The organism is Aeromicrobium sp. CFBP 8757, assembly GCF_014841755.1.
Lineage (GTDB): Bacteria > Actinomycetota > Actinomycetes > Propionibacteriales > Nocardioidaceae > Aeromicrobium.
In genome coordinates this window covers 1-16,347 of the sequence record NZ_JACYUM010000003.1, presented here as the reverse complement: position 1 = coordinate 16,347, position 16,347 = coordinate 1, and the positions used below count along the sequence as shown (strand labels likewise).

Here is a 16,347-nt window from a genome sequence, read left to right as displayed (position 1 = left end):
TGGCAGATGGTCGCAGGATGCAACCGAGTGGTCAGCCCCAGATCTGCGCCGCGTACTCCGGGTGGTCGATGAACGGGTTGCGGTTGTGCTGCCAGGCGGCGTCGATGCGGTCGTTGCGACGGACCTCGGCCGCGCTGACCGGATCGGCCGCGCTCCACTGCAGCAGCGTCGAGACGCGTCCGTGGAAGCGCGTCGAGCCGTTGACCGTGTCGTTGAGCTCGAGATCGGCGAAGCCGTCGTCGCCGGAGTAGCGCACCGCCATGTAGAACATCATCCGCGCGACGTCGCCCCGGTAGGCGGCGCGCGGCTCGAACGAGTCGCCGTCCGTCAGGCAGCCGCTGCACCCCGACACCGCCGACCCACCACCGTCGAAGTCCTTGTTGCCGCGGGTGCTGTTGACCTGCACGTCGGCGGGTCGCAGATGGTGCAGGTCGGTGCCCGGGCCGGCGCCCGTCCCGAAGTCGCCGTGCGACTGCGCCCACACGTGCTCACGGTTCCAGTCGCCGACCGATCCGCCGTTGCGATTCTTGGCGATCGACGTGCCCGAGTACGTCTCGATGACGTTGGACGGGTTCGACGGGTCCTCGTCGGTGTCCTGCAGGGCCGTCCAGACCTGGCTGTACGACAGCCTCGTCTGGTCGTCGATGATGTCGTGCAGGGCCGACTTGAGCGCGGATCCTGTCTTGCCGGCGGCCGGCGCGTAGTAGTCGTCGGACGCCGCCGTGGCGGGCCCGGACCCGGCGGTGCCGAGGACGACGAGGAACAGGCTGACGAGGGCGAGCGCGAGGGCGCGGCCCCTCCCGAGAGTGAAGGTCATGCTCCGGGATGGTTCCACAGCGCGACGGTGCCGCGGACGAACGCGAGATGACGACCCGGTGTCGGGTCAGCGGAGCAGCTCGTAGCCGTTCAGGTCGTCGAACGAACCGTCGCCGAGTCGTTCGGCGGCACGCTGCGTGCCGAACAGCGTGAAGCCCGCCGATCGCGCGACCGCGTTGCTGGCGGGGTTGTCGACCGCGGCGTGCAGGGTCAGGCGCCGGCGGTCGAGGCCGTCGGGGTCGAGCGCGTGGTCGACGACCAGCGTCGTGGCCTCGGTCATGACCCCGCGTCCGCGGGCGTCGGGGTGCAGCCAGTAGCCGATCTCGCCGTGGTCGGCGGCCAGGCCCTGCAGGTCCATGACGGCGACGTTGCCCAGCAGCTCGTCGGTGTCGCGGTCGGCGACGGCCCACGTCGCCTTGGCGCCCGTGGCGGCCTGCCACACGCAGTCGTCGACGTACGCGCGGGCCGTCGCCGTCGAGTAGGGCCGGGGGAGGTTCGACAGGAAGTGCCGGGTGAGCGGGTCGGAGCACGCCTCGGCGATGCGGGGCAGGTCGGCGTCCGTGAACGGCCGCAGCCTGAGCCGCCCGGACTCGAGCACCGCCGCCCCGGCCCACGGCGTCCGCGCGTACGGGGCGTCGCCGAAGCGCAGCGACCCCGTCCACGCGTCGATGACGCGCCCGCGCTCGAGCAGCATGCCCGGCGTCGTGCCGTGCAGCGTGAAGCCCGTGGCGTGCGCGACCCGCAGCGACGCCTCGTTGCCGACGTGCGAGCGCCAGTGCACGATCTCGACGCCGCCCTCGGTCAGGGCCCAGTCGACGGCCAGGCGCACCGCGCGCGCCATGACGCCTCGCCCGCGCGCCCACGGGTGGAGGGCGAAGCCGATGTCGGCGATGGGCCGCTGCCGGATGTCGACGTTGCCGGCGAACCGCGAGCGTCCGTCGTCGTCGGTGGCCTCGATCGCCCAGCCGCGGTGCGTGCCGTCCTCCCAGCCGCGGGGGATGACGGTGAACGCGAGCTGCTCGCTCATGGCGCGGGTGTGCGGATCGGGGATCGCGGTCCAGCGGACCATGTCGGGGTCGACGGCCATCTCGTGCAGCCCGTCGACGTCCGACGGCACGTGCGCCCGGATCGTGACCTCGCCGTCGCTCAGCACCGGGACGACGAGCGGCCACCTCATGACGTCGAGGCCCGGAACGGATCGGCCGGGTACACCCCGAGCATCGTGACGTCGGTCGTGAAGAACGCCAGCTCCTCGAGCGCGCGGACCAGCGGCACGTCGTCGGGGTGGCCGTCGACCTCGGCGAGGAACTGGGTCGCCCCCGTGAACGTGCCGTCGACCATGTAGCTCTCGAGCTTGGTCATGTTGACGCCGTTGGTCGCGAAGCCGCCGAGGGCCTTGTAGAGCGCCGCAGGCAGGTTGCGGACGTTGAAGACGAAGCTCGTCACGACCGGACCGTTGCCCGAGGCCGCGCGCACCGGATCGCGCGACAGCACGACGAAGCGGGTCGTGTTGTGGTCCTCGTCCTCGATGTCGGAGGCCAGCACGTCGAGCCCGTAGATCGTCGCCGCGAGCGGCGGCGAGATCGCGGCCTGCGTGACGTCGCCGGCCTCGGCGATCTCGCGGGCCGCGCCCGCGGTGTCGCCCGAGATGACGGTCCGCAGGCCGTGCTGCTTGATGATCTTGCGGCACTGGCCCAGCGCGTGGACGTGGCTGTGCACCGTCCGGATCGTGTCGAGCGAGGCGCCCGGCACCCCCAGCAGGCTGAACTGGATGCGCAGGAAGTGCTCGGCCACGATGTGCAGGCCCGACGTGGGCAGGAAGTGGTGGATGTCGGCGACGCGGCCGGCGATCGAGTTGTCGATCGGGATCATCGCCAGGTCGGCGTCACCGCCGCTGACCGCCGCGAAGACGTCCTCGAACGACGCGCACGGCAGGGTCTCCCAGTCGGGGTAGTGCCGCTGGCACACCATGTCGGAGTTGGCGCCGGGCTCGCCCTGGTAGGCGATACGTCGAGAGGTCACCCGCCCAGTCTGGCACCCGTGTCGGGGACCCGGTGGGCACCGTCCGACGCGTGCACGACGAAGACCTCGGGGCGCTTCCACTGGTGCTGCTCGTACCGCACCTCGACGCGCTCGCGCAGGGCCTGGACCTTCTCGGGCGGCACCAGGGCGATCGCGCTGCCGCCGAAGCCGCCGCCCGTCATGCGGGCGCCGAGGGCGCCGGCCTCGAGCGCGGCCTCGACCGCGACGTCGAGCTCGGGGCAGCTGACCTCGAAGTCGTCGCGCAGCGAGGCGTGCGACGCCGTCAGGATCGTGCCGAGCTGGGGCCACGCGCGGCGGCCGATCGCGGTGACGGCCCCCCGGACGCGGGCGGTCTCGGTCAGGACGTGACGGGTGCGCGCCTTGAGCGTCTCGTCGGCCAGCATGACCGTCGCGTCGAGACCGGCCTGCGCGAGCCGCTCCAGGCCCAGCTCGGCAGCGGCCCGCTCGCACTCGTCGCGGCGCGCCGCGTACTCGCCGTCGGCCAGGGCGTGGTGCGCGCCCGTCGCGATGACCGCGAGCACCAGGCCGTCGGCCTCCCAGCCCAGCGCGACGGGCGTCGTGGTGTGCGGCGTGACCGCGGTGTCGATCAGGACGGCCTGCTCGGCGACGCCGTGCAGCACCGCCAGCTGGTCCATGAGCCCGACCGGTGCGCCGACGTACCCCGCCTCGGCGTGCTGCGCGACGAGCGCGACGTCGTCGGTGCCGAGGCCCAGCGAGAACAGGTCGTCGAGCGCGGACGCGACGCCGCACGTCGTGGCGGCCGACGACGAGAGGCCGGCCCCCGACGGGAGCCGCGACTCGATGACGAGGTCGGCGCCCGGGATCGCGTGGCCGCGGTCGGCGAGGCTCCAGACCGTCCCGGCGACGTAGGCGGCCCAGCCGTCGACCTCGCCCGGCTGCACCGTCACCGCGAACGAGACCTTGGCGGCCCCGGGGAGGTCGCTCCAGACGTTGACCGTCCCGTCGTCGCGGGCGCGGGCCTTGACCGTCACGGTGCGGTCGATCGCCATCGGCAGGACCGGACCACCGTTGTAGTCGAGGTGCTCGCCGATCAGGTTCACCCGGCCGGGAACGTCCCACCGGCGCACGTCAGTCACCTGCGTGACACTACCCACCCTCGTCGGGCGTGAAGCGCTGCATCCACCGCCGGGCGGTTCGGGAGGTGCGGGGCAGGGACACCTCGACGGGCACCTGCACGTCGGGGTCGAACACCACGAGGCGACGCCGCGTGCCGTGGCAGATCCGGGCGGGGCCCTCCAGGTCGCCCGGTGGTCCGCCCAGGAGCGGCCAGTCGTCGAGCCACCGACGGGTTCCCGTCAGCCGTGCGACGAGGTCGAGCGGCTCCGGTCCGCGGGTCGTGAAGCGCAGGGCGTACCTGTCGTCGTCGAGCAGGCGGGGCACCGTGCCAGGGGTGAGGTGGACGTCGCGCGTGCCGTTCGTCCGCAGCCACCGGCGCCAGCGCCGCGCGGCGTCCGCGTGCAGCGTGCCGATCAGCACGACGAGCAACGGCACCAGGGTGCCGATGAACAGCACCGTGTCGAGCACGCCGTCGTGGTTGGGGTTCGACCGGGTGCGGAACTGTGCCGGGGCGTCGGGATCGACCACCACGGCGATCGTCGAGCCCGCGGGGTGGTCGTGGGTCGTCTCGTTCATCAGCGTGCCGTCGTACGACCGCCCGTCGACCCGGTAGCTGACGAAGAGCCGGTCGTGGCTGCGTCGTCCACCGGTCTCGCCGCCCGTGACCGTTGCCGATGTCTCGACGCCGCCGCGCAGCGAGTCCGCGTCCTGGCGGACGACGAGCGTCCAGATCCCCGCCGCGACCGCCACGGCGACGAGGCCGCCCACCACCTGCTGGCGGGCGAGCGTCACGTGGGCCGCGTGGGCCGTCCGCACGGCCGGTTCGTTCCACGCGACCCCGTGGCCGGGGACGTCCTCGGGGCCGTCGGGCATGCGCACACGGTACGGCTCGGACCGGCTGGCAGAATCGTCCCCATGCCTGCCGACCGTCGACCACGCGTGCTGTCCGGGGCCCAGCCCACGGCCGACTCGTACCACCTGGGCAACTACTTCGGCGCGTTCAAGCAGTGGGTCGCGCTGCAGGACGAGTTCGAGGCGTTCTACTTCGTGCCCGACATGCACGCCGTCACGGTCGAGTACGACCCGGCCCTGCTGCGCGAGCGCACGTACGTCGCCGCCGCCCAGTTCCTCGCCGCCGGCGTCGACCCCGACCGCAGTGCGCTGTTCGTGCAGAGCCACGTGCCCGAGCACGCCCAGCTCGCGTGGGTGCTGGGCGGCATCACGGGCTTCGGCGAGGCCAGCCGCATGACGCAGTTCAAGGACAAGAGCGTCAAGGGTGGCCAGGACCTGTCGAGCGTCGGCCTGTTCACCTACCCGATCCTGATGGCCGCCGACATCCTGCTGTACCAGGCCGACAAGGTCCCGGTCGGCGAGGACCAGCGCCAGCACGTCGAGCTGACCCGCAACCTCGCGCAGCGCTTCAACCACCGCTTCGGCGAGACGTTCACGGTGCCCGAGCCCCACATCGTCAAGGCGACCGCCAAGATCTACGACCTGCAGGACCCGACGTCCAAGATGAGCGGCTCGAACCAGTCGCACGCGGGCGTCGTCGACCTGACCGACACCCCCAAGCAGGTCGCCAAGAAGCTGCGCTCCGCCGTCACCGACTCCGGCACCGAGATCGCCTTCGACCCCGTCGAGAAGCCCGGCATCTCGAACCTGCTGTCGATCTACTCCGCGCTGACGGGCGACCCCGTCGAGACGGTCGTCGCCGAGTTCGAGGGACGCCAGTACGGGCACCTCAAGGTCGCCCTGGGCGATCTGCTGGCCGAGTTCGTCGGCGCGTTCGGCGACCGGACGCGCGAGCTGCTCGACGACCGCGGCGAGCTCGACCGCATCCTCGCGCAGGGTGCGACGCAGGCCCGCGAGGTCGCGGCGACGACGCTCGACCTCGTGTACGAGCGGTCGGGCTTCGTGCGGGGCATCCGGCCGTGACGATCATCGGCGTCGCGATCCCCGTCCCCGACCCGTACGGGTCGCTGCTGCGGGAGAAGCGCGCCGAGTTCGGCGATCCCATGGCCGAGACGATCCCGAGCCACGTCACGCTGATGCCGCCCACCGAGGTGGCCGACGGCGAGCTCGACGCCGTCCGGGGCTCGCTCGAGCGGGCCTCGTCGACGCTGCCGGCCTTCCCGATGCGCCTGCGGGGCACGGGAACGTTCCGCCCCGTCTCGCCGGTCGTGTTCGTGGCGGTCAGCCAGGGGATCTCGTACACCGAGATGCTCGCGCAGTGCGTGCGCGACGCGCTCGACAGCCCCGAGCCGCAGTTCCCGTTCCACCCCCACGTGACGGTCGCGCACAACCTCGACGACCGCAGCCTCGACCGCGCGTACGAGGAGCTGGCCGACTTCGAGTGCCAGTTCACGGTCACCGAGTTCGCGCTGTACCACCACCAGGACGCCGCGGGGTGGGTCCCGCAGCAGTCGTTCGCCCTCGGCGCCGACTAGACCAGCTCGAGGTCCCCGTCGCCGTCGCCGACGGTCGTGAGGTGGTCGAGCAGCTCGGTCTTGAAGGCCTGCGCCGCGAGCGGCAGGGCCTCCGAGCTGCGGTGGGCCAGGGCGATGACGCGGTCGAGCGGCGGGTGGCCGAGCTGCGACGCCCGCAGCTGCGGCCGCGACGACAGCACCATGCCCGGGACGACGGCGTGCCCGAGCCCCGCCTCGACGAACCGCAGGACCGCGCTCATCTCGCCGCCCTCGACCGCGAGCCGCGGCTCGAAGCCGGCCTGGGCGCAGGCGCGCAGCGTCACGTCGCGCAGGTCGTAGCCCTCGCGGAACATCACGAGCGGCAGGTCGCGCAGGTCGGCGACGTCCATCCGCTCCGGCACGTCGGACGTCGAGGGGCTCGCGAGCACCAGCCGTTCCCGCAGCACGGGCGTCGTCTCGATGTCGGGCTCGTCGCTGTGCAGCGGCACGATCAGCAGCGCGACGTCGAGCCGTCCCTGGGCGAGCTCCCGGGTCAGCACGCGGGAGCCGGCCTCCTGCACCTCCAGGTCGATGCCGGGGTGGCGCTCGTGGAACCGGGTGAGCGCCTGGGGCAGCAGGCCGTCGCACAGCGAGGGCGTGGCGCCGAGCCGGACGCGTCCGCGTCGCAGGCTCGCGACCTCGTGGACCGTCCGCTCGGCGCTCTCGACGTCGATCAGGATGCGCTGCGCATGGGGCAGCAGTGCCTCGCCGGCGCTCGTCAGCTCGATGCCGCCGCGGTGTCGCACGAACAGGGGAGTGCCGAGGGAGTTCTCGAGCACCCGGATCTGCTTGGAGAGCGTCGGCTGCGACACGCCGGTCATGTCGGCGGCGCGCGTGAAGTGCCGCGTGCGGGCCACGGCGACGAAGTAGGCGAGCTGGTGGATCTGCACCCGGCCAGTCTCGCATAGCCGTTGGCTATGAAGGTTGCCCTCAACAAGACTTAGCGCGAATCGTCGAACCGGCTTACTGTGTGAGCGTGGCAACTATTCAAACTGCGAAGCGACCGTCGGCCAAGCGCTCGACCGTCGCCCTGAAGTACTCGATGGCGGTGTCGGGGCTCATCATGCTGGGCTACCTGCTCGTCCACATGTACGGCAACCTGAAGTTCTTCCAGGGCCGTGAGAAGTTCGACAGCTACCTCGAGGGGCTCGACGACATCCTCTACCCGTACCTCCCGCACGAGGGAGCGCTCTGGATCATCCGGATCGTCCTCACCGCGGCGCTGGTCGTGCACGTCTACGCGGCGGTCACGCTGTGGCGTCGCAACAAGGCGGCGGCGGGCTTCGTGGGCAACACGCGGTACCACACCAAGCAGAACAAGACGGGCGTCCAGCGCAGCTACGCCTCGTTCACGATGCGCTGGGGCGGCATCATCCTGCTCCTGTTCATCATCGGCCACGTCGCGCAGATGCTGCCCAACTGGCTGTCGCCCGGCGGTGCCTCCGACAGCAAGTACGACCGCGTCGTCAACGGCTTCGAGCTGTGGTGGGTCGTCCTGCTCTACACGATCGGCCTCGTCGCGGTGGGCTTCCACCTCGCCCACGGCTTCTGGAGCGCGCTGACCACGTTGGGCCAGAACCACAGCTCGACGCGCAGGTCGTCGCGCCTCACCGCGGTCTCGATCGGGCTGGCCGTGATCATCGCGGGCGGCTTCCTGACCGTCCCGTTCGCCATCTTCTTCTTCGGAGCTGGATCATGACCATCACTGAGCCGTACAAGAACCCGTCCGAGCAGTTCCACGCCATCGGCGAGGACATCCACGACGCCAAGGCGCCCAAGGGTCCGATCGAGAAGCGCTGGGACGACCACAAGTTCAACGCCAAGCTCGTCAACCCGGCCAACCGCCGCAAGATCAGCGTGCTGGTCGTCGGCACGGGTCTCGCGGGCGCCTCGGCCGCCGCGACGCTCGGCGAGGCGGGCTACCACGTCAAGAGCTTCTGCTACCAGGACAGCCCGCGACGTGCGCACTCGATCGCCGCGCAGGGCGGCATCAACGCCGCCAAGAACTACCGCAACGACGGCGACAGCATCTACCGCCTGTTCTACGACACGGTCAAGGGCGGCGACTTCCGCGCCCGCGAGTCCAACGTCTACCGCCTCGCGCAGGTGTCGGTGAACATCATCGACCAGTGCGTCGCGCAGGGCGTCCCGTTCGCCCGCGAGTACGGCGGACTGCTCGACAACCGTTCGTTCGGCGGCGTGCAGGTCTCCCGCACGTTCTACGCCCGCGGGCAGACCGGTCAGCAGCTGCTGATCGGCGCGTACCAGGCGCTCGAGCGCCAGATCGCGGCCGGCACGGTCGAGATGAACACGCGTCACGAGATGCTCGAGCTCATCATGGTCGACGACCGGGCGCGCGGCATCGTCGTGCGCGACATGGTCACCGGCGAAATCGAGACCCACACCGCCGACGCGGTCGTGCTGGCCTCGGGCGGCTACGGCAACGTGTTCTTCCTGTCGACCAACGCGATGGGCTGCAACACCACCGCGACGTGGCGCGCGCACCGCAAGGGCGCCTACTTCGCGAACCCCTGCTACACGCAGATCCACCCCACCTGCATCCCCGTGTCGGGCGACTACCAGAGCAAGCTCACGCTGATGAGCGAGTCGCTGCGCAACGACGGCCGCATCTGGGTGCCGGAGAAGATGAACGACGAGCGCCTCGCCAGCGAGATCCCCGAGGACGAGCGCGACTACTACCTCGAGCGCATCTACCCGGCGTTCGGCAACCTGGTGCCGCGCGACATCGCGTCGCGCGCCGCCAAGTACCAATGCGACGCGGGCAAGGGCGTGGGCCCCGGTGGCCTGGGCGTCTACCTCGACTTCGCCGACGCGATCGAGCGTCTCGGACGCCCGGCCGTCGAGGCCAAGTACGGCAACCTGTTCGACATGTACGCGCAGATCACCGGCGAGGACCCGTACACCGAGCCGATGCGCATCTACCCCGCGGTGCACTACACGATGGGCGGCCTGTGGGTCGACTACGACCTGCAGAGCAACCTGACGGGCCTGTTCGTGGCCGGCGAGGCGAACTTCTCCGAGCACGGCGCCAACCGCCTGGGTGCCTCGGCGCTGATGCAGGGTCTGGCCGACGGCTACTTCGTCCTGCCCTACACGCTGGCCAACTACCTGGCCGACGGCCCGTTCGAGAAGGTCGACGACAGCCACGCCGCGGTCGTCGAGGCCCGGCAGGCCGTCGAGGAGCGCATCACGACGCTGCTGGCGATCAACGGCACCCGCACGGTCGACTCCTACCACAAGGAGCTCGGCCAGATCATGTGGGACTACTGCGGCATGGAGCGCACCGAGGAGGGCCTGACCAAGGCCATCGGCATGATCCGTGACCTCAAGGTCGACTTCTGGGCCAACGTCAAGGTCACGGGCGTCAACGAGGAGCTCAACCAGACCCTCGAGCGCGCCGGCCGCGTCGCCGACTTCTTCGAGCTCGGCGAGCTCATGTGCATCGACGCGCTCAACCGGCGCGAGTCGTGCGGAGGCCACTTCCGCGCGGAGAGCCAGACCGAGGACGGCGAGGCGCTGCGTCACGACGACGAGTTCGCCTACGTCTCGGCCTGGGAGTACGGCGACAAGCAGCCCACGCTGCACAAGGAACCGCTCGAATACGAGTACGTCGAGATGAAGTCGAGGAGCTACAAGTGAACATCACCGTACGGGTCTGGCGTCAGAAGAACGCCGACGACAAGGGCAAGATGGTCACGTACGGCGTCGAGAACGTCAGCGAGCACATGTCGTTCCTCGAGATGCTCGACGTCCTCAACGAGCAGCTGACGCTGAGCGGTGACGACCCGATCGCCTTCGACCACGACTGCCGCGAGGGCATCTGCGGTGCGTGCGGCGTCGTCATCAACGGACAGGCCCACGGCCCCCAGACGACGACCACGTGCCAGCTGCACATGCGCAGCTTCGAGGACGGTGCCGTCATCGACATCGAGCCGTGGCGCGCGGGCGCGTTCCCGGTCGTCAAGGACCTCGTCGTCGACCGCGGTGCGTTCGACCGCATCATCCAGGCGGGCGGCTTCATCTCGGCGCCCACCGGTTCGGCGCCCGAGGCCAACAACCTGCCGGTGCCGAAGGAGGACGCCGACCACGCGTTCGAGTCGGCCACCTGCATCGGCTGCGGCGCGTGCGTCGCGGCGTGCCCCAACGGCTCGGGCATGCTGTTCACGGCCGCCAAGATCACGCACCTGGGCCTGCTCCCGCAGGGCCAGCCCGAGCGTGACTCGCGCGTCATCGGCATGATCGAGCAGCACGACCACGAGGGGTTCGGCGGCTGCACCAACATCGGCGAGTGCACCTCGTCGTGCCCCAAGGGCATCCCGCTCGACACGATCAGCCGCCTCAACCGCGACCTCCTCGGAGCGCTCGCCAAGGGTAAAGCCTGATCTCTGAGCTCGTCCGTCATCACGCCCGCGCCGTTCTCGGCGCGGGCGTCATGACGTCCTGAGGCCTAGGCTCGCTGCATGACTTCTGCGCCGACGTCCACGCTCGACGGTTGGGTGGTGTCGTCGTTCACTGGCGGCGGCCTGACCCACGACTGCTACGAGAAGGGCAGCGGGCCCGGGGTCGTGCTGATCCCCGAGATCCCCGGCATGACGCCCGAGGTGCTCGGGCTCGCCGACCACCTCGTCGACGAGGGGTTCACGGTCGTCGTGCCGTCGCCGTTCGGGACCCCCGGTCGCGAGATGTCGGCGGGCTACGTCGCGAGCGTCGTGGCGCGCCTGTGCGTGTCGTCGGAGTTCCGCGCGTTCGCGACCCGGTCGGCCCGCCCCGTCAGCGGCTTCCTGCGCGCCGTCGCCCGCGACCTCGACGGGCGCACGCCCGGCCGAGGTGTCGGCGTGATCGGCATGTGCTTCACGGGTGGCTTCGCGCTCGCGGCCGCGGTCGACGACGCGGTGACGGCGCCCGTCATGAGCCAGCCCTCGGTGCCGTTCCCGATCGGCGGCTCGCGACAGGCCGACGTCGGCCTGTCGGACGATGAGCTCGCGACGGTCAAGCGTCGGGTCGCGGACGACGGCCTGTGCGTCATGGGGCTGCGGTTCAGCGAGGACAAGGCGGTCTCGCCGAAGCGCTTCGCGGCGCTGTCGCAGCACCTCGGCGACGCCTTCGAGGTCATCGAGCTCGACTCGTCCGACGGCAACGCCGGCGGCTTCGCCAAGGGCGCCCACTCCGTCCTCACCCACGAGGTGCGCGACGGCAACCCCGCCATGGCCGCCCGCGACCGCGTCGTCGCCTTCCTCCACGAACGCCTCACCCCCACCCGCTGACCCCGCCCCTCGGTGACGAGGGGGTTGCTGCCCCTCGACGAGCGGGTTGTGGCCCTTCGCGAGGGCGGTGACCCTCTCCTCGAAGGGCGGTAACCCCCTCCTCGGCGTGGTTATTGGTTAGCGTGGGTAATTTGTTATGCTAACGATGTGCCCACCGACGCCCATCAGCTCGCGCGGGCGGTCGCGCGCCTGAACCGCCGCCTCCGCCAGGAGCGCGACACCGACCTCACGCCCACCCAGCTCTCCGTGCTCGGGGCGATCTGCCAGCTCGGCGAGGCGACGCCCGGCGCGATCGCGGCGCTCGAGCGGGTGCAGCCCCCGTCGATCACCCGCACGTTGGCCTCGCTCGTCGAGGCCGGCATGGCGATCCGCACCCCGCACCCCGACGACGGCCGGCAGGTGCTGATGTCGGTGTCCGAGCGGGGCGACGCGGTGCTCGCCGAGGAGCGCGACCGGCGCGACCTGTGGCTGTCGCACGCCCTGGACGAGCTCACGCCCGCGGAGCGTCGAACCCTGGAGGAGGCGGCGATCCTGCTCGAGCGCCTGTCCGCCCGGTGAGCCCCACGTTCAGCGCCCTCGCGGTGCGCAACTACCGCATCTACATCCTCGGCGCGATCGTCTCGAACACCGGCACCTGGATGCAGCGGATCGGCCAGGACTGGCTCGTCCTGCAGCTGACCGACAGCGGCACGGCGCTCGGCATCACGACGGGCCTGCAGCTGCTGCCGGCCCTGCTGTTCTCGCCGATCGCGGGCGTCGTGGCCGACCGCGTGCCCAAGCGGACGGTGCTGCGCTGCACGCAGGTCGCGATGGCGCTGCCGGCGCTGCTGCTGGGCATCCTCGCGGTGACCGGCGTCGTCGAGGTGTGGCACGTGTACGTCCTGGCCTTCGTCTTCGGGATCGGCACGGCCTTCGACGCCCCGGCCCGCCAGTCGTTCGTCGTCGAGATCGTCGGCCCGAAGGACCTGTCGAACGCCGTCGGCCTCAACTCGGCGTCCTTCAACCTCGCCCGCATGATCGGCCCCGCCGTCGCGGGCCTGCTGATCGCGGCACTCGGGTCGGGGGTGCGGGCGGCCGGCTGGGTCATCCTGGTCAACGCGGTCAGCTACCTCGCGGTGCTGACGTCGCTGCAGCTGCTCGACCCGACGCGCCTGACGCCCTCGACCGTCACCGGCACCCGCAAGCACGCCGTCCGCGACGGCATCGCCTACGTGCGGTCGCGGCCCGACCTCGTCCTGATCCTGACGTGCGTGTTCTTCGTCGGCACGTTCGGCATGAACTTCCAGATGACCAGCGCGCTGATGGCGACCCAGGTCTTCGGCAAGGGGGCGGGGGAGTACGGCCTGCTCGCGTCGATCATGGCCGTCGGATCGCTCGCGGGGGCCCTGCTGGCCGCGCGCCGCGGACGTCCGCGCCTGCGCTTCGTCGTGCTCGCGGGAGCGGCCTTCAGCGTCACCGAGATCGTCGCTGGCCTGATGCCGACCTACGCGACGTTCGCCGCGGTGCTGCCCGTCCTCGGCCTCTGCGCCCTCACGATGGTGACGTCGGCCAACGCCACGATCCAGCTGACGTCGAGCCCCATGATGCGCGGGCGGGTCGCTGCGCTGTACCTGATGGTCTTCATGGGCGGGACACCCGTCGGCGCGCCGTTGATCGGCTGGGTCGGCGAGACGTTCGGAGCCCGGTGGATGCTGCTCGGTGGTGGCGGCGTGACGCTGGTGGGGATCGGGCTGGCGACGGCGTGGTACTTCCACACGCAGGACGCGCAGCGCGAGGAGTTGCGCCAGAACCTGCGCGACCTACGGTGGAGGCATGCACGTCGAGCGGACCTTCACGGTGTCGAGATCCACTGAGGACGTCTTCGACTACCTCAGCGACTTCGAGAACACGAACGAGTGGGATCCCGGGACGGTCGAGACGCGTCGCACCAGCGGCGACGGCGGCATCGGGACGACGTACTCCAACCGGTCGTCGTTCGCGGGTCGCGAGGTCGAGCTGACGTACACGACGATCGGGTACGACCGTCCGACGTTCTTCTCCGCGCGCGGCACCAACCCGCAGTCGACCGCGACCGACTCGATGACGTTCACGCGCGACGGCGACCGCACGCAGATCCACTACCGCGCCGACTTCCAGTTCCGCGGCATCGTCAAGTACCTCGCCCCGCTCGTGCTGCGGCGCAAGCTCGACGCGCTGGCCGACGAGACGATCGAGCACATCCGCACGTCGCTCGAGCGCGGCGACACCGCCGCCTGACTCAGGCGCGCGCACCCGGCGGCAGCGTCAGCACCTCGGCCCCGTCGCTCGTGATGGCGATCGTGTGCTCGCTGTGGGCCGTGCGGCATCCCGTCGCGCTGCGCAGGGTCCACCCGTCGGCGTCCGTCACGAGCTCGTCGGTGTCGACCATGGCCCATGGCTCGAGGGCCAGCAGGAGTCCCGGCCGCAGGCGGTAGCCGCGCCCCGGGCGTCCGGCGTTGGCGACGTGCGGGTCCTGGTGCATCGTCGTCCCGATGCCGTGGCCGCCGAACTCGAGGTTGACGGGGTAACCCTCGTCCTGCAGCACCGTGCCGATCGCGTGCGACAGGTCGCCGACACGGACTCCTGGACGGGCGGCGGCGATGCCCGCGGCGAGCGCCCGCTCGGTGGCCGCGATCAGGTGGACGCTGCCCGGCGGTCGCGCCGTCCCGACGACGAAGCTGATGGCCGAGTCGGCGGCGATGCCGTCGAGCGTCACGGCGAGGTCGAGCGTCAGCAGGTCGCCGTCCGCGAGCGTGCGGTCGTGGGGGAGCCCGTGCAGCACGGCGTCGTTGACGGCGGTGCAGACGTGGTGGCCGAAGGGGCCGCGACCGAACGACGGGGCGTAGTCGACGTAGCACGAGACCGCGCCGGCCCCGTCGATCATGGCCCGCGTCCAGTCGTCGATCTCGAGCAGGTTGGTGCCCACGCCGATGCGCTCGCGCAGGGTCTGCAGGATGCGCCCCACCAGGGCACCGGCGGCCCGGGCGCGCGGCATCTGGGCCGGGCTCATGATCTCGATCATCGGTGCCACCTCTCGTTGACCAATAACTATACCGGCCATGTCATCCCGGCACTATCATCGGCACCATGGTCAGGCTCCCGCTCACCCCCGCCGAGATCGACCGCGGCCGACGCCTCGGCGCGATGCTGAGGCTGGCGCGCGGCGACCGGTCGATGCTCGACGTGGCCCTCGACGCCCGCGTGTCGCCCGAGACGCTGCGCAAGATCGAGACCGGCCGCATCGCGACACCGGCGTTCCCCACGATCGCGGCGATCGCCGACGTCCTGGGCCTGTCGCTCGACGACGTGTGGGCCGAGATCACCCGTCCCGAGCGGGGGAGCGCGTCCCACGGGCCGACGGTTCGGGACGCCCCCGCGCGATCAGGGCTAACCTGAGGGAATGTCCACGTCCCTCGTCGAGTCGCTCGCCCGTTCCATCGACGTGGTCACGCCCGACCTGATCGAGGTCCGGCGCGACCTGCACTCCTCGCCCGAGCTGTCGTGGCACGAGGAGCGGACGACCGACGTCGTCGCGATGTGGATGGACAAGCTCGGCATCTCGTACGAGCGCTTCGAGGGCACGGGCCTGATGGCCGAGATCGGCCCCGACGAGGGCCCGATCGTCGCGCTGCGCGCCGATCTGGACGCCCTGCCGGTCGTCGAGACGTCGCAGGACCCGTGGAAGTCGACGGTCCCCGGTGTCTCGCACTCGTGCGGGCACGACGTCCACGTGTCGGCCCTGTTGGGCGCCGCGGTGGCCCTGGCCCACGCCCACGCCGAGCACGGGCTGCCCGTGCGCGTGCGGCTGCTGTTCCAGCCCGCCGAGGAGGTCATGCCCGGCGGCGCGCTGCGCCTGCTGGCGGCCGGGGCGCTCAAGGGCGTCTCGCGCATCTTCGCGCTGCACTGCGACCCGTCGCTCGACGTCGGCCAGGTCGGCCTGCGCGAGGGGCCCATCACGGGGGCGTCCGACCACATCACGGTGCACCTCAGCGGCCGCGGCGGCCACACGTCCCGCCCGCACCTGACCGAGGACCTCACGTACGCGCTCGGCAGCCTGCTGACGCAGCTGCCGGCCGTGCTGTCGCGGCGGTTCGACCCGCGCGCGGGCGCGAGCATGGTGTGGGGGCAGATCCGTTCCGGCAACGCCGCCAACGTCATCCCGTCGACCGGTGAGCCCAGCGGCACCCTGCGGATGCTCGACGCCGCCGCGTGGCACCAGGCCGAGCACCTCGTGCGCGGCCTCATCAGCGACATCATCGAGCCGTTCGGCGTCAGCGCCGACGTCACGTACGTCCGCGGCGTCCCGCCCGTCGTCAACGACTTCGGGGCCACCGAGATCCTGCGCCGCGCGGTCTCGCAGGCCGTCGGCCCCGGTGGCGTCGCGTCGACCGCGCAGAGCCTCGGCGGCGAGGACTTCGCGTGGTACGTCGAGGCCGTCCCCGGCTCGATGGGACGCCTCGGCACCCGCACCCCCGACGGCCCGACGTACGACCTGCACCAGGGCAACCTGCGGGTCGACGAGCGCGCCATCGCGGTCGGCGCCAAGGTGCTCGCGATCGCCGCCGTCAGCTGACGCACCTCGCACACCACCCGTTCGCCAGGGAGGGCGCTTGCGGCCGACCGTGAGGGAGCGCCAGCGACCG

At 71.2% G+C, this 16,347-nt stretch carries 18 protein-coding genes; 11 read left to right on the top strand and 7 right to left on the bottom strand.

The genetic code is table 11. The annotated features are described in order from the left end of the window. Positions 1-31 precede the first annotated feature (31 nt). The 5 genes from IFT73_RS09625 to IFT73_RS09605 form a co-directional block, all read right to left on the bottom strand. Positions 32-817, bottom strand: a complete 786-nt coding sequence (locus tag IFT73_RS09625; protein WP_192167472.1) for an endonuclease I family protein — start codon at positions 815-817, stop codon at positions 32-34. Between the two features lie 66 nt (positions 818-883). Continuing rightward, a complete protein-coding gene (locus tag IFT73_RS09620; protein ID WP_192167471.1) occupies positions 884-1,993 on the bottom strand; it encodes a GNAT family N-acetyltransferase in 1,110 nt (369 codons plus the stop codon). After that, a complete protein-coding gene (locus tag IFT73_RS09615) occupies positions 1,990-2,838 on the bottom strand; it encodes a prephenate dehydratase (RefSeq protein WP_192167470.1) in 849 nt (282 codons plus the stop codon). Before IFT73_RS09615 ends, IFT73_RS09620 begins: the two co-directional genes overlap by 4 nt. Then, positions 2,835-3,956, bottom strand: a complete 1,122-nt coding sequence (gene galK / locus IFT73_RS09610) for a galactokinase (RefSeq protein ID WP_192167469.1) — start codon at positions 3,954-3,956, stop codon at positions 2,835-2,837. The genes IFT73_RS09615 and galK overlap by 4 nt, the downstream gene beginning before the upstream one ends. Positions 3,957-3,966: 10 nt before the next feature. Then, complete coding sequence (locus IFT73_RS09605) at positions 3,967-4,809, bottom strand: DUF3592 domain-containing protein (protein ID WP_192167468.1); 843 nt, start codon at positions 4,807-4,809, stop codon at positions 3,967-3,969. Positions 4,810-4,851: 42 nt separating this feature from the next. On the opposite strand from IFT73_RS09605, the gene trpS reads away from it, so the two are divergent. Then, a complete protein-coding gene (trpS, locus tag IFT73_RS09600; protein WP_192167467.1) occupies positions 4,852-5,871 on the top strand; it encodes a tryptophan--tRNA ligase in 1,020 nt (339 codons plus the stop codon). Continuing rightward, positions 5,868-6,383: a 2'-5' RNA ligase family protein gene (locus IFT73_RS09595; protein ID WP_192167466.1), complete on the top strand. Its 516-nt coding sequence runs from the start codon at positions 5,868-5,870 to the stop codon at positions 6,381-6,383. The genes trpS and IFT73_RS09595 overlap by 4 nt, the downstream gene beginning before the upstream one ends. On the opposite strand, the gene IFT73_RS09590 is transcribed toward IFT73_RS09595, so the two are convergent. Beyond that, positions 6,380-7,291: a LysR substrate-binding domain-containing protein gene (locus tag IFT73_RS09590; protein WP_192167465.1), complete on the bottom strand. Its 912-nt coding sequence runs from the start codon at positions 7,289-7,291 to the stop codon at positions 6,380-6,382. The two genes, IFT73_RS09595 and IFT73_RS09590, sit on opposite strands and share 4 nt — an antisense overlap. An 86-nt stretch (positions 7,292-7,377) precedes the next feature. On the opposite strand from IFT73_RS09590, the gene IFT73_RS09585 reads away from it, so the two are divergent. From IFT73_RS09585 to IFT73_RS09555, 7 genes are all read left to right on the top strand, one after another. Next, a complete protein-coding gene (locus tag IFT73_RS09585) occupies positions 7,378-8,100 on the top strand; it encodes a succinate dehydrogenase cytochrome b subunit (protein WP_235501776.1) in 723 nt (240 codons plus the stop codon). Further along, a complete protein-coding gene (locus IFT73_RS09580; protein WP_192167464.1) occupies positions 8,097-10,061 on the top strand; it encodes a fumarate reductase/succinate dehydrogenase flavoprotein subunit in 1,965 nt (654 codons plus the stop codon). Before IFT73_RS09585 ends, IFT73_RS09580 begins: the two co-directional genes overlap by 4 nt. Next, positions 10,058-10,804, top strand: coding sequence for a succinate dehydrogenase/fumarate reductase iron-sulfur subunit (locus IFT73_RS09575; RefSeq protein ID WP_056606575.1), 747 nt, complete (start codon positions 10,058-10,060; stop codon positions 10,802-10,804). Before IFT73_RS09580 ends, IFT73_RS09575 begins: the two co-directional genes overlap by 4 nt. Before the next feature lie 78 nt (positions 10,805-10,882). Then, the gene (locus IFT73_RS09570) at positions 10,883-11,686 is read left to right on the top strand and encodes a dienelactone hydrolase family protein (RefSeq protein ID WP_192167463.1); all 804 of its coding nucleotides are present in this window, start codon (positions 10,883-10,885) and stop codon (positions 11,684-11,686) included. A gap of 147 nt (positions 11,687-11,833) precedes the next feature. Then, the gene (locus IFT73_RS09565; RefSeq protein WP_250183063.1) at positions 11,834-12,244 is read left to right on the top strand and encodes a MarR family transcriptional regulator; all 411 of its coding nucleotides are present in this window, start codon (positions 11,834-11,836) and stop codon (positions 12,242-12,244) included. Then, on the top strand, positions 12,241-13,539 hold the full coding sequence (locus tag IFT73_RS09560; protein WP_192167462.1) for an MFS transporter: 1,299 nt from the start codon (positions 12,241-12,243) through the stop codon (positions 13,537-13,539). The genes IFT73_RS09565 and IFT73_RS09560 overlap by 4 nt, the downstream gene beginning before the upstream one ends. Beyond that, the gene (locus tag IFT73_RS09555; protein ID WP_192167461.1) at positions 13,499-13,942 is read left to right on the top strand and encodes an SRPBCC family protein; all 444 of its coding nucleotides are present in this window, start codon (positions 13,499-13,501) and stop codon (positions 13,940-13,942) included. Before IFT73_RS09560 ends, IFT73_RS09555 begins: the two co-directional genes overlap by 41 nt. Position 13,943: 1 nt before the next feature. Here the strand turns inward: IFT73_RS09555 and map are convergent, their stop codons facing one another. Continuing rightward, positions 13,944-14,726: a type I methionyl aminopeptidase gene (map, locus tag IFT73_RS09550; protein ID WP_192167460.1), complete on the bottom strand. Its 783-nt coding sequence runs from the start codon at positions 14,724-14,726 to the stop codon at positions 13,944-13,946. 65 nt (positions 14,727-14,791) lie between these two features. On the opposite strand from map, the gene IFT73_RS09545 reads away from it, so the two are divergent. Next, positions 14,792-15,100: a helix-turn-helix transcriptional regulator gene (locus IFT73_RS09545; RefSeq protein ID WP_192167459.1), complete on the top strand. Its 309-nt coding sequence runs from the start codon at positions 14,792-14,794 to the stop codon at positions 15,098-15,100. 4 nt (positions 15,101-15,104) lie between these two features. Further along, the gene (locus IFT73_RS09540; protein WP_192167458.1) at positions 15,105-16,277 is read left to right on the top strand and encodes an amidohydrolase; all 1,173 of its coding nucleotides are present in this window, start codon (positions 15,105-15,107) and stop codon (positions 16,275-16,277) included. Positions 16,278-16,347: the final 70 nt, after the last annotated feature.

Excerpts from the sequence above, each read along its gene's own strand:
- IFT73_RS09625 (WP_192167472.1), bottom strand. The coding sequence starts at position 817 with ATGACCTTCACTCTCGGGAGGGGCCGCGCCCTCGCGCTCGCCCTCGTC.
- IFT73_RS09620 (WP_192167471.1), bottom strand. The coding sequence starts at position 1,993 with ATGAGGTGGCCGCTCGTCGTCCCGGTGCTGAGCGACGGCGAGGTCACG.
- IFT73_RS09605 (WP_192167468.1), bottom strand. The coding sequence starts at position 4,809 with ATGCCCGACGGCCCCGAGGACGTCCCCGGCCACGGGGTCGCGTGGAAC.
- trpS (WP_192167467.1), top strand. The coding sequence starts at position 4,852 with ATGCCTGCCGACCGTCGACCACGCGTGCTGTCCGGGGCCCAGCCCACG.
- IFT73_RS09580 (WP_192167464.1), top strand. The coding sequence starts at position 8,097 with ATGACCATCACTGAGCCGTACAAGAACCCGTCCGAGCAGTTCCACGCC.
- IFT73_RS09570 (WP_192167463.1), top strand. The coding sequence starts at position 10,883 with ATGACTTCTGCGCCGACGTCCACGCTCGACGGTTGGGTGGTGTCGTCG.
- IFT73_RS09555 (WP_192167461.1), top strand. The coding sequence starts at position 13,499 with ATGCACGTCGAGCGGACCTTCACGGTGTCGAGATCCACTGAGGACGTC.
- map (WP_192167460.1), bottom strand. The coding sequence starts at position 14,726 with ATGATCGAGATCATGAGCCCGGCCCAGATGCCGCGCGCCCGGGCCGCC.
- IFT73_RS09545 (WP_192167459.1), top strand. The coding sequence starts at position 14,792 with ATGGTCAGGCTCCCGCTCACCCCCGCCGAGATCGACCGCGGCCGACGC.
- IFT73_RS09540 (WP_192167458.1), top strand. The coding sequence starts at position 15,105 with ATGTCCACGTCCCTCGTCGAGTCGCTCGCCCGTTCCATCGACGTGGTC.